19 protein-coding genes, 3 tRNA genes and 1 pseudogene are annotated in these 20,993 nt (G+C 50.2%); 18 read left to right on the top strand and 5 right to left on the bottom strand.

What is annotated here, in order from left to right; translation table 11 throughout:
* The 4 genes from JET16_RS19510 to JET16_RS19525 all read left to right on the top strand — a co-directional run bounded on the left by JET16_RS19510 (position 1) and on the right by JET16_RS19525 (position 1,019).
* Positions 1-165 (top strand): hypothetical protein, encoded by a 165-nt coding sequence (locus JET16_RS19510; RefSeq protein ID WP_199619161.1) that lies wholly within the window; start codon positions 1-3, stop codon positions 163-165.
* A 94-nt stretch (positions 166-259) separates the two neighbouring features.
* Positions 260-336, top strand: a tRNA-Met gene (locus JET16_RS19515).
* 111 nt (positions 337-447) lie between these two features.
* Positions 448-524 (top strand) — tRNA-Ile (locus JET16_RS19520).
* 96 nt (positions 525-620) lie between these two features.
* Positions 621-1,019, top strand: coding sequence for a thiol-disulfide oxidoreductase DCC family protein (locus JET16_RS19525; protein ID WP_199619164.1), 399 nt, complete (start codon positions 621-623; stop codon positions 1,017-1,019).
* Between the two features lie 36 nt (positions 1,020-1,055).
* On the opposite strand, the gene JET16_RS19530 is transcribed toward JET16_RS19525, so the two are convergent.
* Complete coding sequence (locus tag JET16_RS19530) at positions 1,056-1,991, bottom strand: S-layer homology domain-containing protein (protein WP_199619167.1); 936 nt, start codon at positions 1,989-1,991, stop codon at positions 1,056-1,058.
* 111 nt (positions 1,992-2,102) lie between these two features.
* Here JET16_RS19530 and JET16_RS19535 point away from each other — a divergent pair, with 111 nt between their 5' ends.
* Together JET16_RS19535 and JET16_RS19540 are read left to right on the top strand one after the other, a co-directional pair.
* On the top strand, positions 2,103-3,488 hold the full coding sequence (locus JET16_RS19535) for a Na+/H+ antiporter NhaC family protein (protein WP_199619169.1): 1,386 nt from the start codon (positions 2,103-2,105) through the stop codon (positions 3,486-3,488).
* 109 nt (positions 3,489-3,597) lie between these two features.
* Positions 3,598-3,670: transfer RNA gene (locus JET16_RS19540), tRNA-Val, on the top strand.
* Positions 3,671-3,868: 198 nt separating this feature from the next.
* On the opposite strand, the gene JET16_RS19545 is transcribed toward JET16_RS19540, so the two are convergent.
* On the bottom strand, positions 3,869-4,330 hold the full coding sequence (locus tag JET16_RS19545) for a hypothetical protein (protein WP_199619171.1): 462 nt from the start codon (positions 4,328-4,330) through the stop codon (positions 3,869-3,871).
* A 271-nt stretch (positions 4,331-4,601) separates the two neighbouring features.
* Here JET16_RS19545 and JET16_RS19550 point away from each other — a divergent pair, with 271 nt between their 5' ends.
* Entirely contained in the window at positions 4,602-5,087 is a 486-nt protein-coding gene (locus JET16_RS19550; RefSeq protein ID WP_233531911.1) for an ERCC4 domain-containing protein, read from the top strand.
* Positions 5,088-5,202: 115 nt separating this feature from the next.
* Here JET16_RS19550 and JET16_RS19555 read toward each other — a convergent pair whose 3' ends face one another.
* Genes JET16_RS19555 through JET16_RS19565 form a run of 3 tightly spaced genes read right to left on the bottom strand, consistent with a single transcriptional unit; the run spans position 5,203 to position 8,838 of the window.
* Complete coding sequence (locus JET16_RS19555; protein WP_199619185.1) at positions 5,203-5,682, bottom strand: (2Fe-2S)-binding protein; 480 nt, start codon at positions 5,680-5,682, stop codon at positions 5,203-5,205.
* On the bottom strand, positions 5,669-6,517 hold the full coding sequence (locus tag JET16_RS19560) for an FAD binding domain-containing protein (protein WP_199619199.1): 849 nt from the start codon (positions 6,515-6,517) through the stop codon (positions 5,669-5,671). Before JET16_RS19560 ends, JET16_RS19555 begins: the two co-directional genes overlap by 14 nt.
* Positions 6,514-8,838, bottom strand: coding sequence for a xanthine dehydrogenase family protein molybdopterin-binding subunit (locus tag JET16_RS19565; protein WP_199619201.1), 2,325 nt, complete (start codon positions 8,836-8,838; stop codon positions 6,514-6,516). The genes JET16_RS19560 and JET16_RS19565 overlap by 4 nt, the downstream gene beginning before the upstream one ends.
* A 155-nt stretch (positions 8,839-8,993) precedes the next feature.
* Here JET16_RS19565 and JET16_RS19570 point away from each other — a divergent pair, with 155 nt between their 5' ends.
* From JET16_RS19570 to JET16_RS19620, 11 genes and pseudogenes are all read left to right on the top strand, one after another.
* Positions 8,994-10,085, top strand: a complete 1,092-nt coding sequence (locus JET16_RS19570) for an XdhC family protein (RefSeq protein ID WP_199619205.1) — start codon at positions 8,994-8,996, stop codon at positions 10,083-10,085.
* Positions 10,006-10,662 (top strand): nucleotidyltransferase family protein, encoded by a 657-nt coding sequence (locus tag JET16_RS19575; RefSeq protein WP_199619207.1) that lies wholly within the window; start codon positions 10,006-10,008, stop codon positions 10,660-10,662. The genes JET16_RS19570 and JET16_RS19575 overlap by 80 nt, the downstream gene beginning before the upstream one ends.
* Entirely contained in the window at positions 10,620-11,531 is a 912-nt protein-coding gene (locus tag JET16_RS19580) for a YIEGIA domain-containing protein (protein WP_199619209.1), read from the top strand. The genes JET16_RS19575 and JET16_RS19580 overlap by 43 nt, the downstream gene beginning before the upstream one ends.
* Positions 11,528-11,719 carry a capping complex subunit for YIEGIA gene (locus JET16_RS19585; protein WP_199619211.1) on the top strand — a complete coding sequence of 64 codons (192 nt, stop codon included), beginning with the start codon at positions 11,528-11,530 and terminating at the stop codon, positions 11,717-11,719. Before JET16_RS19580 ends, JET16_RS19585 begins: the two co-directional genes overlap by 4 nt.
* Positions 11,720-11,956: 237 nt before the next feature.
* The gene (locus JET16_RS19590) at positions 11,957-13,900 is read left to right on the top strand and encodes an asparagine synthase-related protein (RefSeq protein WP_199619213.1); all 1,944 of its coding nucleotides are present in this window, start codon (positions 11,957-11,959) and stop codon (positions 13,898-13,900) included.
* Between the two features lie 28 nt (positions 13,901-13,928).
* Positions 13,929-14,069 (top strand): paeninodin family lasso peptide, encoded by a 141-nt coding sequence (locus JET16_RS19595; RefSeq protein ID WP_407673164.1) that lies wholly within the window; start codon positions 13,929-13,931, stop codon positions 14,067-14,069.
* Positions 14,070-14,180: 111 nt separating this feature from the next.
* Complete coding sequence (locus JET16_RS19600; RefSeq protein WP_199619215.1) at positions 14,181-15,119, top strand: phosphoenolpyruvate carboxykinase (ATP); 939 nt, start codon at positions 14,181-14,183, stop codon at positions 15,117-15,119.
* A gap of 47 nt (positions 15,120-15,166) precedes the next feature.
* The gene (locus JET16_RS19605; protein ID WP_325176728.1) at positions 15,167-16,978 is read left to right on the top strand and encodes an ABC transporter ATP-binding protein; all 1,812 of its coding nucleotides are present in this window, start codon (positions 15,167-15,169) and stop codon (positions 16,976-16,978) included.
* Between the two features lie 765 nt (positions 16,979-17,743).
* Positions 17,744-17,881, top strand: a complete 138-nt coding sequence (locus JET16_RS19610) for a paeninodin family lasso peptide (RefSeq protein ID WP_199619224.1) — start codon at positions 17,744-17,746, stop codon at positions 17,879-17,881.
* Positions 17,882-17,976: 95 nt separating this feature from the next.
* Positions 17,977-18,104, top strand: a pseudogene (locus tag JET16_RS31160) (ABC transporter ATP-binding protein); the annotation flags it as partial.
* 282 nt (positions 18,105-18,386) lie between these two features.
* Entirely contained in the window at positions 18,387-20,930 is a 2,544-nt protein-coding gene (locus tag JET16_RS19620; protein ID WP_199619230.1) for a rhamnogalacturonan lyase, read from the top strand.
* Positions 20,931-20,993: the final 63 nt, after the last annotated feature.

Below are 20,993 nucleotides of genomic sequence, written 5' to 3' on the forward strand. Positions count from 1 at the left end.
ATGGGCTGGGTATACTGGGGCAAGCTGTACAACACCAAGTTCCAAGCGGGCTGTCTGGCGAAACGCATGGAAGAGGATTGGTGGATTTACGGCTATGAATGCCCCCAGATCGTAGAAATTTTCCGATCCAGGAAAGGCAGATACGGTGTTCGCTACATTATGTAATATTCGTGATTTTAAGAAAAAAGTTCAAAAACCCATTGACTTTCTTTGCTGAATTTTATATATTTATATATGTTCACTTTTTGGTTCGAACTGTCGCGGGGTGGAGCAGTCCGGTAGCTCGTCGGGCTCATAACCCGAAGGTCGTAGGTTCAAATCCTGCCCCCGCAACCAACTTTCGTTATTTAATTATTCATGCGGGCCTTTAGCTCAGTTGGTTAGAGCGGTCGGCNTAGGTTCAAATCCTGCCCCCGCAACCAACTTTCGTTATTTAATTATTCATGCGGGCCTTTAGCTCAGTTGGTTAGAGCGGTCGGCTCATAACCGATTGGTCGGGGGTTCAAGTCCCTCAGGGCCCACCAACTTAACATGAATATCGTATTGAAAATGGGAAATCCTCTAACCTTCCGATCGAATGGGAGCGTGGAGGATTTTTGTGTAGTTGAGGTGGTTCGCGAATGGGGCAATCGATTGTCCTCTATGACGGAGTTTGCAATTTGTGCAACGGAGTCGTCGCTTTTACGCTGAGGCGCAACCGGAAAGCCAGCCTCAAATATGCGGCGCTGCAATCGGACGCCGGAAGAGCGATTTTGCGGCGGTGCGGGCTCGAATCCATTCCGACGGATACCTTTATTTTTGTCGAGAACGGTAAGCCGTACGTGAAATCAACAGCCGCGCTTCGTCTGGCCAAGCATCTGGACGGGGGATGGCGCTTCGCATATTGTTTTATTATTATCCCTCGATTTGTGCGGGACTCGGTCTATACATTCGTTGCTAAAAACCGGTACAGATGGTTCGGGCGGCGAGAGGCGTGTTTGCTGATGAGGCCGGAATACCGGGAGCGCTTCTTGAACTGAAGAAGTCCGCACTCTGCGGTGCGGACTTCTTCGCTGCTAATTGACTTGTTGGATTTCGACGTCTTTAATGTTGCTTCCCACATAAACATGTGCCTTCGCTTCGGTGATCACTTGCGCGTACATGCGTCCCGGTTCCGGATAGCGCAGTTTGTATTTCACGACGGCTTTCTCTTCACCGGGGAATTCGATGCCGACAATGGCGATTCCGTATCCGGGGTTCGGTTTTTCTCCCCAGTTCAAGGTGACCTTTTGGATATCGCCGGTTACGGTCTCGAGCGTCACGTTTACCTGTTCATTGGACGCCGGATCGTCCGGATTCGGCGAAGGCTGTTTCTGTTCTTCGTTCTCTTTCACGAAACGAATCGCATGATGCAGCATAACGGCGGCTTCCGCTCGAGTAACCATACCTTGCGGTCGGAAATTGCCGTCCTTGTCGAGTTCGGCAATTTTCGCAATAAGGGCTCTCTGGATCGTTTCCATATAACCGTCCGTTATTTTATCCGCATCTTTAACTTCGACGAACAGCTCGACCCAAGCGTAATCGCCTTTCGTATAGACCGCGATCATCAGCAATTTGACGAACTGCTCCCGGGTTACCGGGGTGCCCGGCTTCACGTCTTTGTCGATCGGTACACCGTTGAGATGTGCGGCAACGAAAGCGGACGCGTACCAAGCGTTGTTCGGAATATGCGTGAAGTAATCGCTTGCTTCCGGTTTTTTCACGAACCGGAAAGCATTGAGATTAAGATCCAAGCCTTTCACGATCAATGCAACCGATTGTTCAATGGTCATCATTTTTTTCGGGGCGAAAAGCCCTTTTCCTATACCGTTTATTTTGCCTTCTTTGTGCAGCTGTACGATCTTTTCCTTGCCTGCCACTCCTTGCAGATCTGAGAAAGCCAGCGCTCCGGAAGCGAGCGTGCAGATCGAAACGACAACGGTCAATAACACCGCTAACCATCTTTTGAACATAAACGCAAACCCCACCTTTACATAATAGTATTTCGGATAGTTCCTGTCATTATTGACGCCGGTCCGCATCAATTTGTTGCAGCAACATAAGTCGAGGAGAAGATGAAAAGAATGAATTCATGGAAACTTGGCGCTATCGTAGTATTCACCGTTGCCGGACTTGCCGCCGCATATGTAACGCATATTCCATTAGTAGTGGGATTTTCGGGCGGTTTGCTCGTGCTTTCGTTGACGGTAATGCGCGATTTAGGGATCGGTACGCGCAGATTGTTTTCCATGATGGCGGAAGGCGTCGCACATACGAAAGAAGTCGTGTGGATTTTGCTGCTTGTCGGACTACTGATCCCGTCTTGGACGGCCAGCGGTACGATCGCTTTCCTTGTTGACGCCGGTTTGCGTTTGCTATATCCGGAATTTCTGCTCACGTTCGGATTTTTGTTCGCGGCTGGGTTCGCCTTGACGTTGGGTACTTCTACGGGGACGCTCAGCGCCGTCGGCATTCCGCTTATGGGCGTCGCCGCGCATATCGGCGTGCCGCTGCCTATGATGGCGGGCGCTTTGTTATCCGGCGCTTTCGTCGGGGACAGGACGTCGCCGTTTTCCAGCGCGCATCGCCTTGTCGCTTCTTCCGCGGGGGTTCCGGCCGCTTCCCTATTCCGTATTCTACTGCCGACAAGCTGCGCCGCATTCGTGCTCTCTTCGTTATTATACGGCATTTTGGACTGGGTGGGGGATTGGGGCACGGGAGCAATTGCATTAAGCGGCGGTCGTTCCGGCTTTGTGCTGCATCCGTTGTTGGCAATTCCTCCGGTGCTGCTGCTCCTGGCGAACGTGTTCCGATTGCAGACAAAATACGCGTTTATAGCGGCGATCGTCTCCGCGCTGGCACTAGGATTTGCGCTGCAGGCAGGGGATTGGCGCGATTGGATCGTCTGGCTGTGGGAAGGCTATACCGCGTCTGCTTCAAGTGAAGGCGCCGCCGGCATCGGGGGGAAGGGCGTCGTCGATATGATCGATCTAGTCGCCCTCATCGCGCTCGCAGGCGCCTATAACGGCATATTGGAGAAGACGAATTTGATCATGCCGATAGCAAGACGGTTGCTTGGCGGGGAGTCCGCTACTTTGGCGAGCATGACGGCACGGGCAGGCTTGTTCGGATTTGGTCTCGGCGTCGTGTCGTGCACGCAGACGCTGCCGATCATGATGACGAGCCGCAATTTGGCCGGAGTTTGGACGGAGCGTTACAGCAACGAGCACCTGGCACGCGTTACAGCGGACACCAGTCTGCTGTTCGCGGCGCTCGTTCCTTGGAACATGCTTGCGATTCTCTGCGGAACGATCGTGGGTGTGCCTGCCGAGCAATATGCGCTGTATGCGTTCTTTGTGTGGCTGCCGCCTCTGCTCACCTACGGTTGGTCGGTGTGGCTCGGCCGCAGGAGCGGGGCGGCGGCTGCCGGTGTGCAGACGGGAGCGCGGAATCGGGCTGCCGGCACGTAAAAGTGTTACATTATTTTCCTAAATATTTTTGGAGCGGCAAATGGGAGCGGCAAATGGGTTGACTTCGGGACATGAAGCTGATATTATCATATTTGTCGCTGCAAAATACGACCTGTTAGCTCAGCTGGGAGAGCACCATCTTGACAGGGTGGGGGTCAGTGGTTCGAGCCCACTACAGGTCATTCATATCAAACAAAGAAAAAGCCTTATATATCAAGGCTTTTTCTTTTTTTTTAGGATTTTTCAAAAAGGTTATTTAATGCACGGAGAATGTAATGGGATGATTTGGGATGAAAGCGGCACGATATCGGCACCAGCTAATGACACAAAAAAGACGCCTTATGGCGTCATTTCGTTTTATACAGTCTTTACCATCCTAATCATTTCATGGATGGTTTGCTCCGATCAATGACTCGATTTTTGTGTTTACTAATTTGACCAACAAAATGGGAAAATTCGGGCAAATAAACTTTGCCTCCACCAACTAAAAGATAACCGCCGTTTGTGACAAAACCGACTCTTTCGTTTGAAATAAGAGTAATTTCACAGCGGGTAGGACCGCCTTTAGGAGCAGGTTCAGTGTAAGGTGTTATATCTTCTTTCTTTATTTTACTTAGTATGGTAACAAGCGTTTTTATTTCGTCCCTGGTTAGAACTACCCCATAACAGCAAGACCATTTTATTTGAGCACTTTGGATTTCCTCTGCTGAGAAATTAAAGAGTTGTATTTTGGGTCGAATGGCAGAAATGGTCGCCTCATCTTCATGCGCAAACACCGAGCTATCACTAAATCCGGCGATTCCTGAAAGAGAAAGGAAAGTCAGTACAGCAAGTCTGAGCATGGCTATACCCCAATCTTTTTTGGGATATTATTTCCCAGCATCTTTGAGCTATTCTGCCCGTTTGTTAGAAAAATTAGCTGCTATCGAGTCACCGATCCGAAAAACATGTTGCCCACGAGCGTTGTTGCTGCGCAAATGTTTCCGTCCCTCGAAGCGAACATCAAAATGTGTGATTCTTGGACATTTATGGGGAATAATACCCTAAAAAAGTGAGGCGGTGTATGAAGTGACTCTCGCCTTTCGATTTACTGATACAGAGCTAAAGAAAATTATGTCCACACTGACTATTCTTGTGGATACACGTGAACAAGCAAACGACCACATAACAGCCTACCTGGACAAAAAGAAAGTCGCCTATGAATCCGTTAAATTAGATGTGGGTGACTACAGCGCGAAAATACCCGCGAATCCCGAATTGGGCATTGTGAGAGATCTGTACCTGCCCGCGGCAATCGAACGTAAAAACTCCGTCGATGAGCTCGCCCAAACGATCAAAACTGAATCGCGGTGGGAGCACGAGCTGGTACGAAGCAAGGAACTGGACTTTTTCACGGTTGTGGTTGAAGGGTCGTACGTCGACCTCGTGAATGGAAACTATCGAAGTCAATACAATAGTAAAGCGTTACAAGCTCGGATTAAAAGTTACGAGGCACGATTTCGATTTACAACTGTGTTCGTACCAAAAGAACTAAGCGCCCATTATATCCACACGGAGTTGTACTATCGGGCGAGGCACGAATTAAGGAATCTCGGATAGGAGTCTGGACGATTTGGTGATATAACGTAAGCGCCAATGAGAAAATGAGATCGAAAGCCCCGCTCCATTGGATTTGTCCAGGCGGCAGGGCTTTTGCGTATCAGGTGTGGAGTATTCATCCTTGTTGCTGCATCGCAGTTAGAGCGGCGGCCAATGCCGCTTTTACGGCATCCTCGATCTCCTTATACCCCGTGCAGCGGCAGATGTTCGATTCGAGCCATTCTTTAATGGTCATGTCATTCGCGTAAGGGTATTTTTTGATCAAAGCATGCGCATTCATGATAAAGCCCGGCGTGCAATACCCGCACTGAAATGCAAATTTTTCGACGAATTCCGCTTGCAGTGCCGTATAGTTCAAACCTTCTACCGTCGTGATCTTGGCGCCTTGCGCTTCAACGGCCAGCATCAAACAGGATTTCATCGGGTTTCCATCGACGTCAATCGTGCAAGTGCCGCAGTCCCCATGCAGGCATCCGGGTTTCGCCCCGGTCAGTCCCAGCTTCTCCCGAATCACGTATAATAAGGTATCCGCGTTCCTGACGGTAACCGACCGGGATTCGCCGTTCACCTCTAAGGTTATTTCAGTTGTGTGCATTCGTTTCACCTTCCAGTGCCTGCAGCACATCAAGCAGCGTATTTTTCAATACAAATATGCGGTATTCCGGAGAGCCCTCCACATCGTCCGAGACCGGCCTGGGCAAATGTTGAATCGCCCGCTCGATTCTAGCTTCCGGATTTAACCGGGTATCGTTCAAGCACTCCTCAATCCTTTCGTCGCGAAAAGGAAAACGGCAAACTCCGCTGAAAGAAACGCGGATTTTATCTTCTTTTTTCAGAGCCGCAACCGTGATCAAAGGATAACCGACATCCCACTGTCTTCTTTTTTTAATGCAATAATAAGGTAACCCGAGATACTCTGACGGTGTAATCAACTGTAAAAGGAGTTCCCCGGCTTCCAATTGCGGACGCTTGTCGAAAATCGAGTTCAACGGAATTCGCCTTCTCCCGTTAGTTCCCGCGACGACGACATCGGTATCCGCTATCAAGAGCGGAAGCGCGGCTTCCCGATAATAAATTTGCGCGCATATGTTGCCTCCCAACGTAATCTTGTTTCGCGCAGTATGGTCGGCGATCTCGCCAACGGCTTGGCCAAGCAGCGGAAAGAGGTTCGATTCCTGAAGCTTGGTAAGAGTGACCGCGGCCCCCATTACCAGTTCATTCCGGTCCAACCGCAATGTATGGCATTCCGCAATGCCTTTGATGTCGATAACGGCTTCGGTATACACTTCGCTTAATCTTCCGAGCGTGATGATTTCGGTGCCCCCGGAGTAATAGACCGGCTGCTTTCCCTGTGCATGCAAAGACCGGTACAGCTCTACGGCTTCCTCAGCGGTGGAAGCCTTAAAATACGCAAAGTCATAAGGTATCATTGGAGGCCTCCCGACTGCTTGGTCTTCCATATCAACTCCGGAACGAGCGGCAGCTGATTCAACTGAACTCCCGCGGCGACAGACAAACAATTGGCCAGCGCGGCAGGCATTCCGATCAAGCCGTGTTCCCCGATGCCGCGTGCGCCGTAAGGGCCGTCGCTATACGGAGTTTCCACAAATTGTACAACATATTCCGGATGCTCTCCGTAATGCGGCGGGACGTATGTGCGCAATCGCGGATTGAGCACTTTGCCTTCACTGTCGAAGATGAACGTTTCCCGTCCCGCAAATCCGATACCCATACTCATGGCGCCCATTACTTGTCCCACTGCGGCTTTATGGTTCAGCACCTTCCCGATATCGATAACGGAATACGCCTTGAGAATTTTATAGGTAAAATCTCTAGTGTCAAACTCAACCTCAATTCCTTGCGCGCCCACCGTCCATTCCGGGCCGGGTCTCCCGGCTCCGGTCTCGGAATCCAGATGCGTAATATGCTTGAACATAAAGCTCCCCGCAGACATAACCTGTCCGCCGATCGAATAGCCGTTCGGAAACTTGTGGCCGTAGGCGATATCGGATATCTTGCAGGCTATCTCCGGATTGTCTCTTACGTACACTTTCCCGTATCCGACCTCCAAATCGTCGGGAGAACAAACCAATGCGCGTGAAGTGATATCCTTCAATCGCCGGATGAGATCGTCCGCCGCTTGCAGAACGGCTCTTCCGGCCATATAGGTGCCTCTGCTGGCGACCGTTTTCCAGTGCTCCGGCATTGTTTGCGTATCCACTTCCATGCGGACATGGACTTTACTTACATCCATCTTCAATCTTTCCGCAAGGATTTGCGCAAGAACGGTTTTCGTCCCCGCTCCGATCTCCACCAGGCCCGACATCAGGTTCAAGCTTCCGTCCGGGTTAAACGTCAATATCACCCCGGAGCTGGCATTCGAATCGATCGTCGAAGTTTTCCAAATGCAGCTGATTCCTTTTGCACGTACCTTACGGTCATTGATCGGAATATACCTTCCCTCGTCCCAATTCATCAATGCTTTCAGCTTTGTTATGCACTCGGGCAAATTCCCGACGCTGCTGCCATGGAGAGCGTCTTGAGTAGGTGTGGTTTGTCCGGATACGATCGCGTTTTTCATCCTTAGCTCAAGAGGATCCATTCCCAGCTTTTCGGCCAGAACGTCCATTGTTCTTTCAAATGCGAACAACACTTCGGAATGGCTGAAGCCCCTGTAGGCGGTCGCATAGGGATGATTTGTATATACACAAAGCGAGTCGCACCAAATATTTTCGATATAATACGGTCCGGTGCAGGATACGGCTCCGGCGCGGGTAATTGTTGCGCCTTTATCCGAATAAGCGCCGGAATCAAACAAATAAAACAGCTTCGCGGCTTTTAATTTGCCGTCCTTCGCGCATCCCAGCTTTACGGTCGCCTCAAGTCCTATATGTACGGGAGACGCGATCATATCTTCCTCCCGCTCGTTAAATACCTTTACAGGTCTTCCGCCCGCCGCCTTTGAAGCCAAATATGCGATGATTTCCAACTGGGTAGGCACTTTGCCGCCGTAGGCGCCGCCTACCAGAGGGGCTGTCACGATAATGCTTCCGGCATCGATGTTGAAATATTCGCTCATCAATTTCTTGATCATATAAGGCGATTGAGAGGAAGAGGAGATGAGAATATGCCCGTCCGGACGAATTTCCGCGGTTGCGCACCGGGTTTCCATCGCGGCATGGTCGGAAGGGCCGAACGAGAATGTGCACTCCACCGTCACTTCGCTTTCCTTCCAGCCAATCTCCATATTGCCTTTGCGTATCTTGATCCGGTTTGCGATATTGGTACCCGGTTCCGGATAAACGTGTTGGATCTTCTCGTACTGCGCCAAATTCTCGTGAACGAGCGGAGCGCTCGCTCTTATTGCATCGGAAGGAGAGTTGACTACGGGTAACGGCTCGTAGTCGATCTTTACCAGCGTCGCGGCTTTCTTGGCCAAGTGGGGAGTGTCCGCGACTACGACCGCAACCGGTTCGCCGTAATAACGAACCTTCCCGAATGCAATGGGCGGACGGTCATGAGTTTCTTCGCCCGTGAGCGGAAAATCCGCTTGTCCCGTTACGACGGCGCGTACGCCGGACGCTTTCTGCGCCTCCGATATGTCGATCGCATTTATTTTTGCATGAGCGTACGGACTGATGATCAGCTTTGCATGCAGCATAGCCGGGGTTTGGTAGTCATCCGTATATTTTGCAGCGCCGGTTACCTTGTCGAGGGCTTCTTTTCTATAAATGCTATCTCCAATCGTCATCTGCCGAATCCCCATATTCATTATGTAGTGGAACATATCCAAGCGGTATTATTTCCATTTAACACCAGTCATATCCGGTCAAGATTGGTTCTTGGTTTTATTGAGACGCAAATGGATATATTGGATAACAATGCGATTCATCAGCGGGGTGTGCCATGAGAGACGTATATGACGTATTGGACGCGCTATCGAACACTAACGGACCGAAACTGCTGGCCACAATTGTTCAGGTTGACGGTTCGGCTTACCGTAAAGAAGGTACGATGATGTTCATATCGGAAGACGGCAAGCGGGTGGGGCTTTTAAGCGGCGGATGTTTGGAAGAAGACGTTGCGCAAAGAGCTCCGCAAGTTTGGGAAGAAGGCGTTTCCCGAACCGTCGTTTACGATATGAGCGCCGAGGACGATTTGTCATGGGGACAAGGCCACGGCTGCAACGGCGCCGTACATGTGCTGATGGAGCCGGTGGACGGCGTGCTGACGGAACATATGAATGCGCTGCGGCGTGAGCTGAACGAAGGAAAACCGGTCCTCCATGTCAAAAGGCTGTCCGAACAGCGAACTGTCACCGATTATTTGTTTTATTCCGGCACCGGCCGTTGGTTCGGCAAGTGGAGCGGAGCGCTACCGCCTCATACAGACCGGTTGTTTGCAATTCGGAAGGCAGGGATCATTCGGCTTCACCAACCGTCGCAACAATTGTTTGTCCAAATCTTCGAGCCAAAACCGCGTCTTATTATTTTCGGCGCGGGTCCGGACGCTAAGCCTCTTGTCGGTTTTGCCGCCGGAGCGGGGTTCAATGTTGTCGTCGCAGATTGGCGGCCGGCATATTGCAACCACATCCATCTCCCTGAAGCCAATGAATTTGTGCTCGGTTCGCCGGACTCGATTGCAGCGGATTATCCGTTCTCGAAGCGCGATTCCGTGATCGTCATGACGCACCATTTTCAGAAAGATCAACAAATTATGCATGCCTTGCTCTCTAAAGAGCTGCAGTATATTGGAATCTTGGGGTCGAGGGTACGTACCGAGCGGCTGCTTAGAGGGGCGATCCCGAGGCGGCTCCGTTCGCCGGTAGGGCTTCCCATCGGAGCCGAAGGCCCGGAAGAAATAGCGATAAGCATACTTGCGGATGTCATCAAAGCAGCACGTCTAAGGAGCCGAGGCGATGATTTGGGGAATATATTTAGCGGCCGGCCGAAGCAGAAGAATGGGCAAGCCCAAATTATGTTTGCCGGTCGGAGGTAGACCGCTTGGCGGCATTGCGTTGGAAGCGGCGGCGGCATCGCAGCTGAACGGTATAACCGTTGTGACACAAGCGGAGGATTCCCTGGAATGGATTCCCGCCTTCATGTTCGACAACCCTTACCGCCGGGGATGGGACCACGTCGCCTGCGAAGCATCTCATGCCGGCATGTCCGAATCGATAAAAGTCGGATTACTGCACGCACAAAGTTTACAGGCGCAAGCCGTTGTCATACTTCTGGCGGATCAGCCGTTTGTGACGGCGCAGCTGATAGATCACATCATTAATATGTATAAAAATGGAAATAAAGCTTTCATTGCCGCCGGTCATAACGGTATCCCCCGGCCCCCGGTATTGTTTGACTCTTGCATGTTCCCGGACCTCTTTCGGCTGCAGGGCGATGATGGAGCGCGCCGGATAATAAGGGACAACGGCGGGAAGAAAGGCATCACGGCCAATTGGCATGACGGGAAATGTTTCATCGATATCGACACGCAGAATGATTATGAATCCTTACTTTGCGAGGAGACGGTTAGATGGAAAACAACGGCATCATTTCCGCGACGGATCTTACGATGATCGTTACGGCAACTATTGCAGGAACGCTGGCGCGAGCGCTTACCATCAAGCAGGATTACAGACAATATCCAAGCCATCCGAACGGATATTTGATTCATTTTGTAACGGGAGCGTTGGCAGCTACGTTGGGTGCTTTCATTGTTCCTACATTAATGAGCAAAAACTTCGTCGCCGTCACCTTCCTTTCATTGGCGATTCAACAATTTCGGGAAGTGCGGAAGACCGAGAGAGAAAGCTTGCGGGACTTGGAAGGAACCGAGTTTACGATTCGCGGCGACTCTTACATGGACGGTATCGCCAAAACGTTCGAAGCGCGCAATTACTTCGCATTGTTAGTCGCCTTCATAACGAGTGTGACCATGCAGCTCTTGAATCTGCCCGTTTGGATCGAAGTTGCCGCCGGTTCGCTGGCTGGTCTATTATTATTCGTTTTCCTCCGGCGATTTACCAAAGGCAAGCAAGTTAAAGATATCGCGACCGTATCGCAAGGGAAAATCGAAATCAAAGGTTCCGAGCTTTATGTGGACGGGCTGCTCGTAACCAATGCCGCGGGAGAAGAAGAGGCAAAAAAGTTTTTCCTGGAGGAAGGCATTGCCGCCGTTATTCATCCCCGTGAGCCGCATCTCCGCATCGTTCTGGAGCATTTCGGCCAACGCCAGGCGATGTTGTTTGAAGCCGCAAGGGCGATAGGGAAGAAGCGGTACAGCTTTCAAAATTTGATGGAGGGCAAAGTGATCATCGCATTGGTCCCTATCGTGCATAACTTCGAGCTCATGAAAGAGACCGTCTTGAATACTCCTTTGCTTGAAAGCGTAAAGAAAACTCACCGGTTAATGAACGTGAACGTAACGGGAGGAAAGACGAAATGAGCCAACAATTTCAAGGTATTTTAGCTTTTGTGACTACCGATAAAAACCGGTACTTGGGAGGCCGGCCGCTTGCGCTTCTCGCAAAAGACGAAGCGGAAATGTTGGAACTAGCGACAACTGTTGCCAAAGCCTTCTTGGCTGACATCGTACAGTTTCCGACCGGGGATTATATGGTGATTAAAAAATAGTGGATAACACTATTTATTGACAGGAGATTACACTTTTTTGCCGTGCTTCCGGCCCTATGCCGGCAGCTGTTTTTGTTATTCGCTCTGATAGATTAGTAGTAGTACATTGAGTAGATTCATTGAAATGCGTATTGTGATAGGATTTAAAAAAATAAATGTAGCAGGTACCCTCTCATTTTTGAATAGCTTTCCGAATTTTCTAAATAGTAGAGAAACTACCCGGAGATAGGAGAAAAAATGAGTGCGATAGCCGGAATATTACATTATACCGAAGAACCTGTTACCGTCGAAACGATCGAAAATATGATGCGGGCTTTGCAAAAGTATCCTGCCGACGATGTGCGGGTTTGGCATAATCGTTCCATATTTTTGGGCTGTCACGCGCAATGGGTCACACCCGAATCGACTCATGAACGGCTGCCCTTTTACGATAAACAGCATAAGCTGGCCATTACCGCGGACGCGATCATCGACAACAGGGAGGAGTTGTTTAACCGGTTACAGGTTGAGCATTTCCGGCGGAAGCGGATGACGGACAGCGAGTTAATATTAGCGGCGTATCTCAAATGGGGAAAGGAAGCTCCGAATTACTTGATAGGCGACTTCGCTTTCATCATTTGGGACGAGCGGAACCGCCGCCTGTTCGGCGCGAGAGATTTGATGGGAAGCCGAACGCTGTATTATCATCGCGATCCTCGTCGGTTTGCTTTTTGCACGGTGATGAATCCGCTATTCACGTTATCAGGTATCAAGAAGGAACTGAACGAGACCTGGCTGGCGGAGTTTCTCGCAATCCCTGTCATTTTAGATACGATCGATGTTCATTCCACGGTGTTTCGCGGCATCGAACAAATTCCTCCGGCACATTCGGTTACGGTGGCGGACGGAAACGTCGCAGTGGAACGATACGGGACATTCGTGCCGTCTTCCGGGAAGCTCAAGCTAAAAACAAACGGCGAATACGAGGAAGCGTTTCGCGAAGTGTTTCGTGAAGCTGTTAAATCGAAGCTTCGGACATACCGGAAAGTCGGCGCGAGCTTAAGCGGAGGGCTGGACTCGGGGGCTGTCGCAAGCTTTGCTTCAAACCCGCTGCGGGAGGAAGGAAAAACGTTACATACGTACAGTTATGTCCCTCCTGCGGATTTTGTCGATTGGACTTCGAAAACAATGGCGGCCGACGAGAGTCCCTATATCGAGGCTACTGTTAAACATGTAGGCAATATCGCGCATAACTATTTGGACTTTCCGGACCGAAACTCTTTTGAAGAAATCAATGACCTGCTTGAGTTGATGGAGGCGCCGTATAAATTTTTTGAAAATTCGTACTGGATTAAAGGGATGCTCGAGCAAGCGCAAAAGCACGGAGTCGGTATTTTGTTGAATGGCGGAAACGGAAATTACAGCATCTCATGGGGCCCCGCGCTTGACTATTACGCTCAACTCCTAAGAAGGCTGCGATGGATGCTTTTTTACCGTGAGCTCAAGCTCTATAGCAGAAATATGAGAGTCGGGAGATCCCGGCTGCTGCCCGTCATCGGCAAACTGGCATTTCCTTCACCGGTTCCGGCATTGTTTACGAAGCAGAAACCGGGGCCGCAAAAACCGCTCTTAGTCCATCCGGATTTAGCGCAGCGAACCAACGTCTTCGAAAAGCTTAAGTATCATGACGTCGGATTGACAGAGTCATCGATGGACGAATTCGCGGCAAGAATATACCAGTTTGAAAGCTTGTCGATGCTAAACCATCAAGGAACGTCTTCGACCAAGCTATCGTTACGGTATGCCGTCAGGGAAAGAGACCCGACCGGTGATCCGAGGGTCGTTCGATTTTGCTTATCCGTGCCTGCCGAACAGTATGTCCAAGACGGAATGGACCGTTCTCTCATTCGAAGGGCGACCCGAGGCTATTTGCCCGATGAAGTACGGCTCAATCTTCGCGTTCGGGGTGTGCAAGGGGCGGATTGGATTCATCGAATGACTCCGTCGTGGAGCGAATTTACGGAACAAATTCACGAGCTTTGCCGCGATGCCGCCGCTTCGTCATTGTTAAATGTGAATCAAATCAAACAATCGCTTTCGAAAATCGGCAGCTCGCCGAAACCTGACTGCGCCTTTGATCCGGATACAAGGTTATTGATGCAGGGCTTGGTTGTTTACCGGTTCATACGGCAATACCTATAGCGGACAAGCTTGAAAGGAGGTGAGACGAATGACAATGAAAAAGGATTGGCAGCAACCGATGTTGGAAGTTCTTGATGTCAGCGAGACTATGGGTGGACCAAACGGGATGTACCCTGACAGAAACGGCAAAGGCACTAATAATGGTCACCCTCATGCTCCTGACTCCTAGGATCACCTTCGGGTAATCCCGCAATTGCATGGCCCTTATACAATTAACGTATAAGGGCCCTTCCTTTCTAATAAGAGCAATGCCGAAAGACGAGAGAGAGGGGCAAGCAAGATGATACAAACGGGCAAACCGGCCGTGTATACAGCTTTTGGGCTCGGAATAGCTAGTGAATTATCCCTGCCGGAGCTGCCGCAAGCAGCCGGGCAAGCGTTCGAAGCGGATCTGGAAATAATAGCGGGGGAATTGTCGGGAGTTTGGGAGGAATACGGATCTCCTGACGATTACTACGCTTTCACCGATAATCAAATTTTATTTCATGCGCCCGGCATTGCAATCTATAGTATTCGCGATGGAAAACAAATCATCGTTTCTCCTGTTGCCGGAGCGGAACAAAAACTCATCCGGCTATACTTGCTCGGAACATGTATGGGCGCAATATTAATTCAGCGAAAGACGCTCCCTCTCCATGGAAGCGCGGTCGTTATTAACGGAAAAGCATATGCTTTCGTCGGAGATTCCGGAGCAGGCAAATCGACGCTTGCCGCTGCCTTTCTACATAGCGGCTTTCCGCTTCTTAGCGATGATGTGATTGCGGTGTCGTTCGGTCGGGATGGAAAAATCCCGCTTATTGTTCCTTCTTACCCGCAGCAGAAGCTTTGGGAGGAAAGCATCGTGAGATTGGGGATGGCAACCGATCATTACGATCCTTTTTATGCTTCCAAATATGCCGTACCCGTATCGTCCAAGTTTTGCCGCGAAACCGTTCCTTTAGCAGGTATATTCGAGCTGGCTAAGGCGGACCGGGACCAACCGGAAATCGAATGCTGCCAAGGTCTTGAGCGTCTGCCGATTTTGCGAATGCATACGTACCGTAATTTTATGATCCCGCATACGGCAGGGGAGCGGTGGCATTTCTCGACCGTCACGAAGATCGTGAGTCACGCAAGTATATATAAGCTGCGCAGGCCATCCGCCGGATTTTCGGTTCACGAGCTGGTAACCCTGGTTTTACATACCGTGCAAGAAGCTGAGAGCGTCATTCGCGGATGAAACACGGATTACTATATTCGATGCGGAAGTTAAGGAGCGATTCGTCAGTGGCGCCAGTACTCGTATATCTGAAAAAATTGCATTCCTTTGCCGGGATAAAGCTGTATATTTGCTTGATCGGGATGATGGTTATAAGCTTGCTGGAAGGAGTCGGAATTTTCCTGCTCGCTCCTTTGCTGAGTCTGATCGGCGTTCTGGATTCGCTGTCGGCAGGAATACCATTCCTTTCTACAGTACTCGAACCGCTGCAAGGACTGCCGTCTTCATTGAAATTACCCGTTATACTCGCAATCTTCCTTGTACTGCTTATCGGCCAAGGACTCTTGCAGCGTTATTTGACCATCTTAAACTCTGAAATTGAGCAAGGATTTATCAGACACTCAAGGCTGGAGATTTATCAGGCGTTATTGCAGTCGAACTGGTCGTTTTTCCTGAAAAAGAGTAAATCGGATTTTATCCATATTGTTACCACGGAACTGCCTCGTGTCAGTTTCGGGGTGTTTATGCTCTTGCAAATTGTTACAACGTTCCTGTTTACCTTGGTCCAGATCGGATTTGCGTTATGGTTGTCGGCGAAGCTGACGATTCTTGTATTGATTTGCGCTTTGGCGCTCTCCGTCTATTCGCGTAAATTCGTGAAGAAATCAAGAACGATCGGGCACGAAACGACCGAGTTGATGCAAAGTTATATGGCCGGGATGACCGATCATTTCAACGGCATCAAAGAAATCAAAAGCAATATGATGGAAAAACAGCATCTGGCCTGGTTCCGCATGATTTGCGGCCGGTTGGAGCAAAATATCGTTCAATTTACGAGACTGCGATCCGCTTCCCAGTACTATTATAAAGTAGCTGCGGGACTGCTCATCGCTTTATTTGTGTTTTTATCCTTTCAAGTGTTTCATGTGCAAGCCGAGTCCTTGATTTTTATCGTCATTATTTTTTCGCGGCTGTGGCCGAAGTTCTCGATGCTGCAGTCGAATTTGGAACAGATGGCCCAATCCGTTCCCGCATTCAAGAGCTTATTCGATCTGAAACAAGATTATGAAGCCGCTCAAGAACTTGAGTCGCTCGATCTTCCTGATCAGGAAAATACGGTGCGTATTGATGAAGGATTTGAATGCCGCAACATTTTCTATCGTTATGACCGGAATCATTCCTCATATGCACTTCAAGATATAAACCTGCATATACCGGCGAATCGCATGACGGCCATTGTCGGAAAATCCGGCGCAGGGAAAAGCACCTTGATCGATATCGTGATCGGACTCATTCAGCCCGAGAAGGGACAGGTTTCCATTGACGGAAAACCGCTTGCCGGCAGCGACTTCTTTGCCTTAAGGAGAGCCGTCGCTTATATATCGCAGGATCCGTTTCTATTTCACGCGAGTATTAAGGAGAATCTGTCAATCGCCGCACCGGGCGCAAGCGAGGAACAAATGCGCGAGGCATTGAGGTTCGCTAACGCGGAACAATTCGTTAACAATCTCCCTCACGGATTGGATACGGTTGTAGGAGATCGTGGGGTAAGATTATCGGGAGGCGAACGGCAGCGCATCGTTCTGGCAAGGGCCATCTTGCGGAAGCCTTCCGTCCTCATTCTGGATGAAGCCACAAGCGCTTTGGATAGCGAAAATGAAACGATAATTCAAGAAGCGCTGGACCGGCTGAAGGGAAGCATGACGATAATCGTTATCGCCCATCGGTTATCCACGATCCGAAATGCGGATCAGATCGTTGTGTTGGATAATGGGAAAATAACCCAAATTGGCGGATTTCAGCAGCTTTCCAAGGACCCCGATGGACTGTTCGGCAAGCTGCTGAGCTGCCAAACGAAAGTGAGTGCTATACGTCGTTGAATATGGATCGTTGGAGTAGTGTTATCAATTTTTTATGAAAATATTGGTAGATTGGCAATGGTGCATTCAGTAGATTCGAACAATTCTGAATTTTGGTAGATTTAAAGAAAATCGTAAGCAGGAGGGATGATTGATGAGACGACGATTTATGCTTTTTTTTTTTGCGGAGTTTTGCTGCTGACTGTACTTTTGCCATTTCAGGCAGCCGCCGCCGGGTCCGATTATACCATTAGTAAAGCGGAGTTATCCGCTGAAGGCGTTGTTTATACCTTGTACGGATGGCCCATGTTGACGCAGTATTGGAAGGACGGTCCGGTTCAAAATAGTCAGGAAAGACGGAAAGTCCCGTGTGCTACGCTCACGGGGCATTTCTTTTTGTACATTTAGTAGATTCATTGAAATGAGTATTGTAATAGGATTTTTTTTAAAAAAAAGTGCAGATACCCTCTCATTTTTGTAAAGCTTTCCGAATTTTATAAATAGTAAATAAACTACCCGAGATTGGACAAAAATGAGTGCGATAGCCGCAGGCAGCTTTACTGACCTGTTACGCGGAAATAGATCACCCCGAATCGTGTTCGATTCGATGGAGGCGCCTTATAAATTTTTTGAAAATTCTTACTGCTATATGGTAGCGTCATACGAAGTATGAATTTCCATATGAGGTAGTATGAACCAACGAGTAAGGGGGAATTCAGGGAGAGGATTGGGTCATCGCATTCTTCCTTTAAGGAAGCCGTTTATCCTTGAAAGGAGGTGATACATATGGAAAACCAAGCGAAGAAGGAATGGGAATCACCGGCACTCGAAACGCTGAATGTAAGCGAAACGATGTACGGAAAAGGCACGACGCATATCGACTTTGTCACGACGGACGATATGGACATCTATTCTCCGAGCTGAGTTCCCATGGGGCTGGCCCTAATACAATCCATTACGGATTGTATTAGGGTTCTTCTTTTATTCATGAAAGGGGCTGACGACATGCTATCCGCAGTATTGGAGACCGTTGGGTTCGATTATCGGGGGAGTATGGCAGAGTATCGTCTTGGCAAGGGCCGTCTTGCGCAAGCAACCGTCCATCCTCATTCTGGATGAAGCCACCAGCGCCCTGGAGAGATCCAATACCGGGAGCATGCCTTCCCATATGTTGTTCGCCATTTACTAAAATTCCGTTGGAATTGAATAGAGGAGAATAGTCCCGTGAGGCATGCCGCTCACCGGACTTTTTCTTTTATTGAAGAGAAAATCACTGATTTTTAAATAAAAAGGACTGATTTTTATATTACGATTTCACGCTTGTAAAATTATAGTTTATGTGGAAAAGCGAATCTATTAAAAGTCTGGGGGTGCCCGGCAAGTATTTTGTAAGCGTAATCAACATTACTATCAAGGAAGGTGGAGCACGTTGACTTTCAAGAAATCAACAACCGCTAAGAAGGTATTGGCCGCAGCGCTTGCCGTGCCGCTCGTTCTCACCGGAAGTACCGGCGGATCCGCCGCCGCGGCAAGCAACAGTCAAGCCGTGCAGCTCGAATACCTTGACAGAGGATTGGTCGCAGCATCGACATCCGAAGGCGTGTTCCTGAGCTGGAGGCTGTTAGCCAATGAAGTAACGGGCTATTCCGAGGCCGGGTTGACAGGCGCAAACTTCAACGTCTACCGCGACGGGGTAAAGATTGCGACCGTGGAGGACAGCACGAATTACTTGGATCGGGAAGGAACCGCCGCATCCAAGTACTACATAGCCGCGGTCGTTGGCGGGAAGGAAGCGGACCAAAGTGCCGAAGTAACCCCTTGGGAACAAGCTTATTACGATTTGCCGCTAATGAAGCCGGAGGACGGTGTGACGCCTGCGGGCGAAGCCTACACCTATCACGCTAACGACATGAGCGTCGGCGACGTCGATGGCGACGGGCAGTATGAATATTTCGTGAAATGGGAACCGTCAAACTCTAAAGATGTGTCGCAAGTCGGATATACCGGCAACACGTATATCGATTGTTACAAGCTTGACGGAACGCTGCTGTACCGGATCGATCTCGGAGTGAATATCCGCTCGGGCGCTCACTATACTCAATTCATGGTTTATGACTTTGACGGAGACGGAAAGGCCGAATCCATGTTCAAGACCGCTCCGGGCACAAAGATCGTCAAATTCGATCAAGAAGGGCAAATCGTCTCGGAAAAGCACATTACGATGCCTCAAGAGGATATCGACGCCGGGTACGGCCACAATGACGACTATCGCATGAGCAGGAAAGATTATTATGAACATATTGTAAAGATGTTCATGGGTTGGCACGAGCATGAAGAAGTCGTGAACGGCCATTGGCCGGCAACGCTCGAAGAATGCTTCGGAATCGAGAAGCGATACGATTATCCGTTGTCCAGGGAAGATGCAGAAAGCTTGACGGACTACTTCATGGATACGTACGCTCCTAGCAGAAGCGGCCGCAACAACCTCAGAGCGTTCGAGGGCTTTATTCTGGAGGGGCCGGAATATTTGACCGTATTCGACGGCGCGACGGGAGCCGAGCTGGAGACCGTTCACTATAAGCCGGGCCGCCATGACGACGGGTTAATGTGGGGCGACTATGCGATGTCGCGCATCGAGCCCGGCAACCGGGTAGACCGCTTCTTGGCCGGCGTGGCTTACTTGGACGGCGAAAAACCTTACGCCGTCTTCGCCCGCGGATATTACACCCGTTCGACGCTTGTTTCATATAGCTGGGACGGGCAGCATCTTTCCGAGAAATGGTTTGTCGACAGCGGCTGGACGATCATGAGCAATCCGTTTAACGACGGACCTCATGGAAGAGACGGAACGGATCCGCAATTCGGAACCATCACCACCCAAGGCGCCCACTCGTTAAGTGCGGCGGACGTTGACGGTGACGGCATGCACGAGATCGTGTACGGATCCGCAACAATCGATCACGACGGCACTTTATTGTACAGCTCGATGGATGTGATGCCTCCGGAAAGCGCGGCACCCGGCACGATCGCCCGTCTCGGACATGGGGACGCGATGCATGTGACCGATATCGATCCGGACAGACCCGGTCTTGAAATATTTATGGTTCACGAAGGCGGCCGATGGGCGCCGTACGGCTATACTTTGCGGGACGGTGCGACAGGCGAAGTCATTTACGGAGGGTATACCGGCAGAGACACCGGACGGGGGATGGTCGGTGATATCGATCCGGCGTATAGAGGCCTGGAAACGTGGGCCGTCGGCTTGTGGACGGCGGACGGCGAACGGATCGATACGAGAGCTCCCGGGACGAATATGAACATCAAGTGGTCGGCGGATATGACAACGCAAATCGTTGACGGCGCGAGAGAAAGCACTCCCGTCATTGTTGACTGGAAGAAGGGCACGCTGTTAACGGCGACGGGAACAAGAACGAACAACTATACGAAGGGCAACCCTTGTTTAGTTGCGGATGTGTTTGGCGATTGGAGAGAGGAGCTCTTGGTGCGCACGGCCGATAGCTCGGCGATTCGCATCTATCTTAGCACCGAGGTAACGGACCGCAAACTGTACACGTTGATGCACGATCCCCAGTATAGAGCGGAAACCGCCCGGCAAAACACGACCTATAACCAGCCGGCCTACACAAGCTTCTACTTTGCATCCGATACCGACTGGGCACGCGTGCCGGTTCCAAAGCTGCGGATGCCGGGCGTCATGTCCGTATTGGAGCAGCTTACGGACGATTATGCGGCAGCCGGTGAGATCGCAAAGCCTGTCATTCCTCAACTAACCAATGCCTTGAACCAGTCGAAGCATCACTTGGAAAAGGTATCCATGGAAGATGCCGCGAAGTTCATGGAGAGATATTTATCCGATATCGATAAGTATGCGAGCCGGGACGAGATTTCCGCCCGTGCCGCGAAGAACTTGTCATATCATGCCAAGATGCTGCTCGCGATGTGGGAACATTGAGACGGACGGCCGCCCTTGAACATGTGAACTGTGACCTTGTTGGTGGACAGTTTGAAGAAAGCC

The sequence above is a fragment of the Paenibacillus alkalitolerans genome (genome assembly GCF_016482785.1).
Lineage (GTDB): Bacteria > Bacillota > Bacilli > Paenibacillales > YIM-B00363 > Paenibacillus_AE > Paenibacillus_AE alkalitolerans.

What these genes read in the sequence shown, in the direction of transcription:
- JET16_RS19510 (WP_199619161.1), top strand. Translation starts at nt 1, where the DNA reads ATGGGCTGGGTATACTGGGGCAAGCTGTACAACACCAAGTTCCAAGCG.
- JET16_RS19595 (WP_407673164.1), top strand. Translation starts at nt 13,929, where the DNA reads ATGACAATGAAAAAGGATTGGCAGCAACCGATGTTGGAAGTTCTTGAT.
- JET16_RS19600 (WP_199619215.1), top strand. Translation starts at nt 14,181, where the DNA reads ATGATACAAACGGGCAAACCGGCCGTGTATACAGCTTTTGGGCTCGGA.
- JET16_RS19575 (WP_199619207.1), top strand. Translation starts at nt 10,006, where the DNA reads ATGATTTGGGGAATATATTTAGCGGCCGGCCGAAGCAGAAGAATGGGC.
- JET16_RS19550 (WP_233531911.1), top strand. Translation starts at nt 4,602, where the DNA reads ATGTCCACACTGACTATTCTTGTGGATACACGTGAACAAGCAAACGAC.
- JET16_RS19530 (WP_199619167.1), bottom strand. Translation starts at nt 1,991, where the DNA reads ATGTTCAAAAGATGGTTAGCGGTGTTATTGACCGTTGTCGTTTCGATC.
- JET16_RS19525 (WP_199619164.1), top strand. Translation starts at nt 621, where the DNA reads ATGGGGCAATCGATTGTCCTCTATGACGGAGTTTGCAATTTGTGCAAC.
- JET16_RS19545 (WP_199619171.1), bottom strand. Translation starts at nt 4,330, where the DNA reads ATGCTCAGACTTGCTGTACTGACTTTCCTTTCTCTTTCAGGAATCGCC.
- JET16_RS19560 (WP_199619199.1), bottom strand. Translation starts at nt 6,517, where the DNA reads ATGATACCTTATGACTTTGCGTATTTTAAGGCTTCCACCGCTGAGGAA.
- JET16_RS19610 (WP_199619224.1), top strand. Translation starts at nt 17,744, where the DNA reads ATGGAAAACCAAGCGAAGAAGGAATGGGAATCACCGGCACTCGAAACG.
- JET16_RS19580 (WP_199619209.1), top strand. Translation starts at nt 10,620, where the DNA reads ATGGAAAACAACGGCATCATTTCCGCGACGGATCTTACGATGATCGTT.
- JET16_RS19570 (WP_199619205.1), top strand. Translation starts at nt 8,994, where the DNA reads ATGAGAGACGTATATGACGTATTGGACGCGCTATCGAACACTAACGGA.
- JET16_RS19590 (WP_199619213.1), top strand. Translation starts at nt 11,957, where the DNA reads ATGAGTGCGATAGCCGGAATATTACATTATACCGAAGAACCTGTTACC.
- JET16_RS19555 (WP_199619185.1), bottom strand. Translation starts at nt 5,682, where the DNA reads ATGCACACAACTGAAATAACCTTAGAGGTGAACGGCGAATCCCGGTCG.
- JET16_RS19585 (WP_199619211.1), top strand. Translation starts at nt 11,528, where the DNA reads ATGAGCCAACAATTTCAAGGTATTTTAGCTTTTGTGACTACCGATAAA.
- JET16_RS19565 (WP_199619201.1), bottom strand. Translation starts at nt 8,838, where the DNA reads ATGACGATTGGAGATAGCATTTATAGAAAAGAAGCCCTCGACAAGGTA.
- JET16_RS19535 (WP_199619169.1), top strand. Translation starts at nt 2,103, where the DNA reads ATGAATTCATGGAAACTTGGCGCTATCGTAGTATTCACCGTTGCCGGA.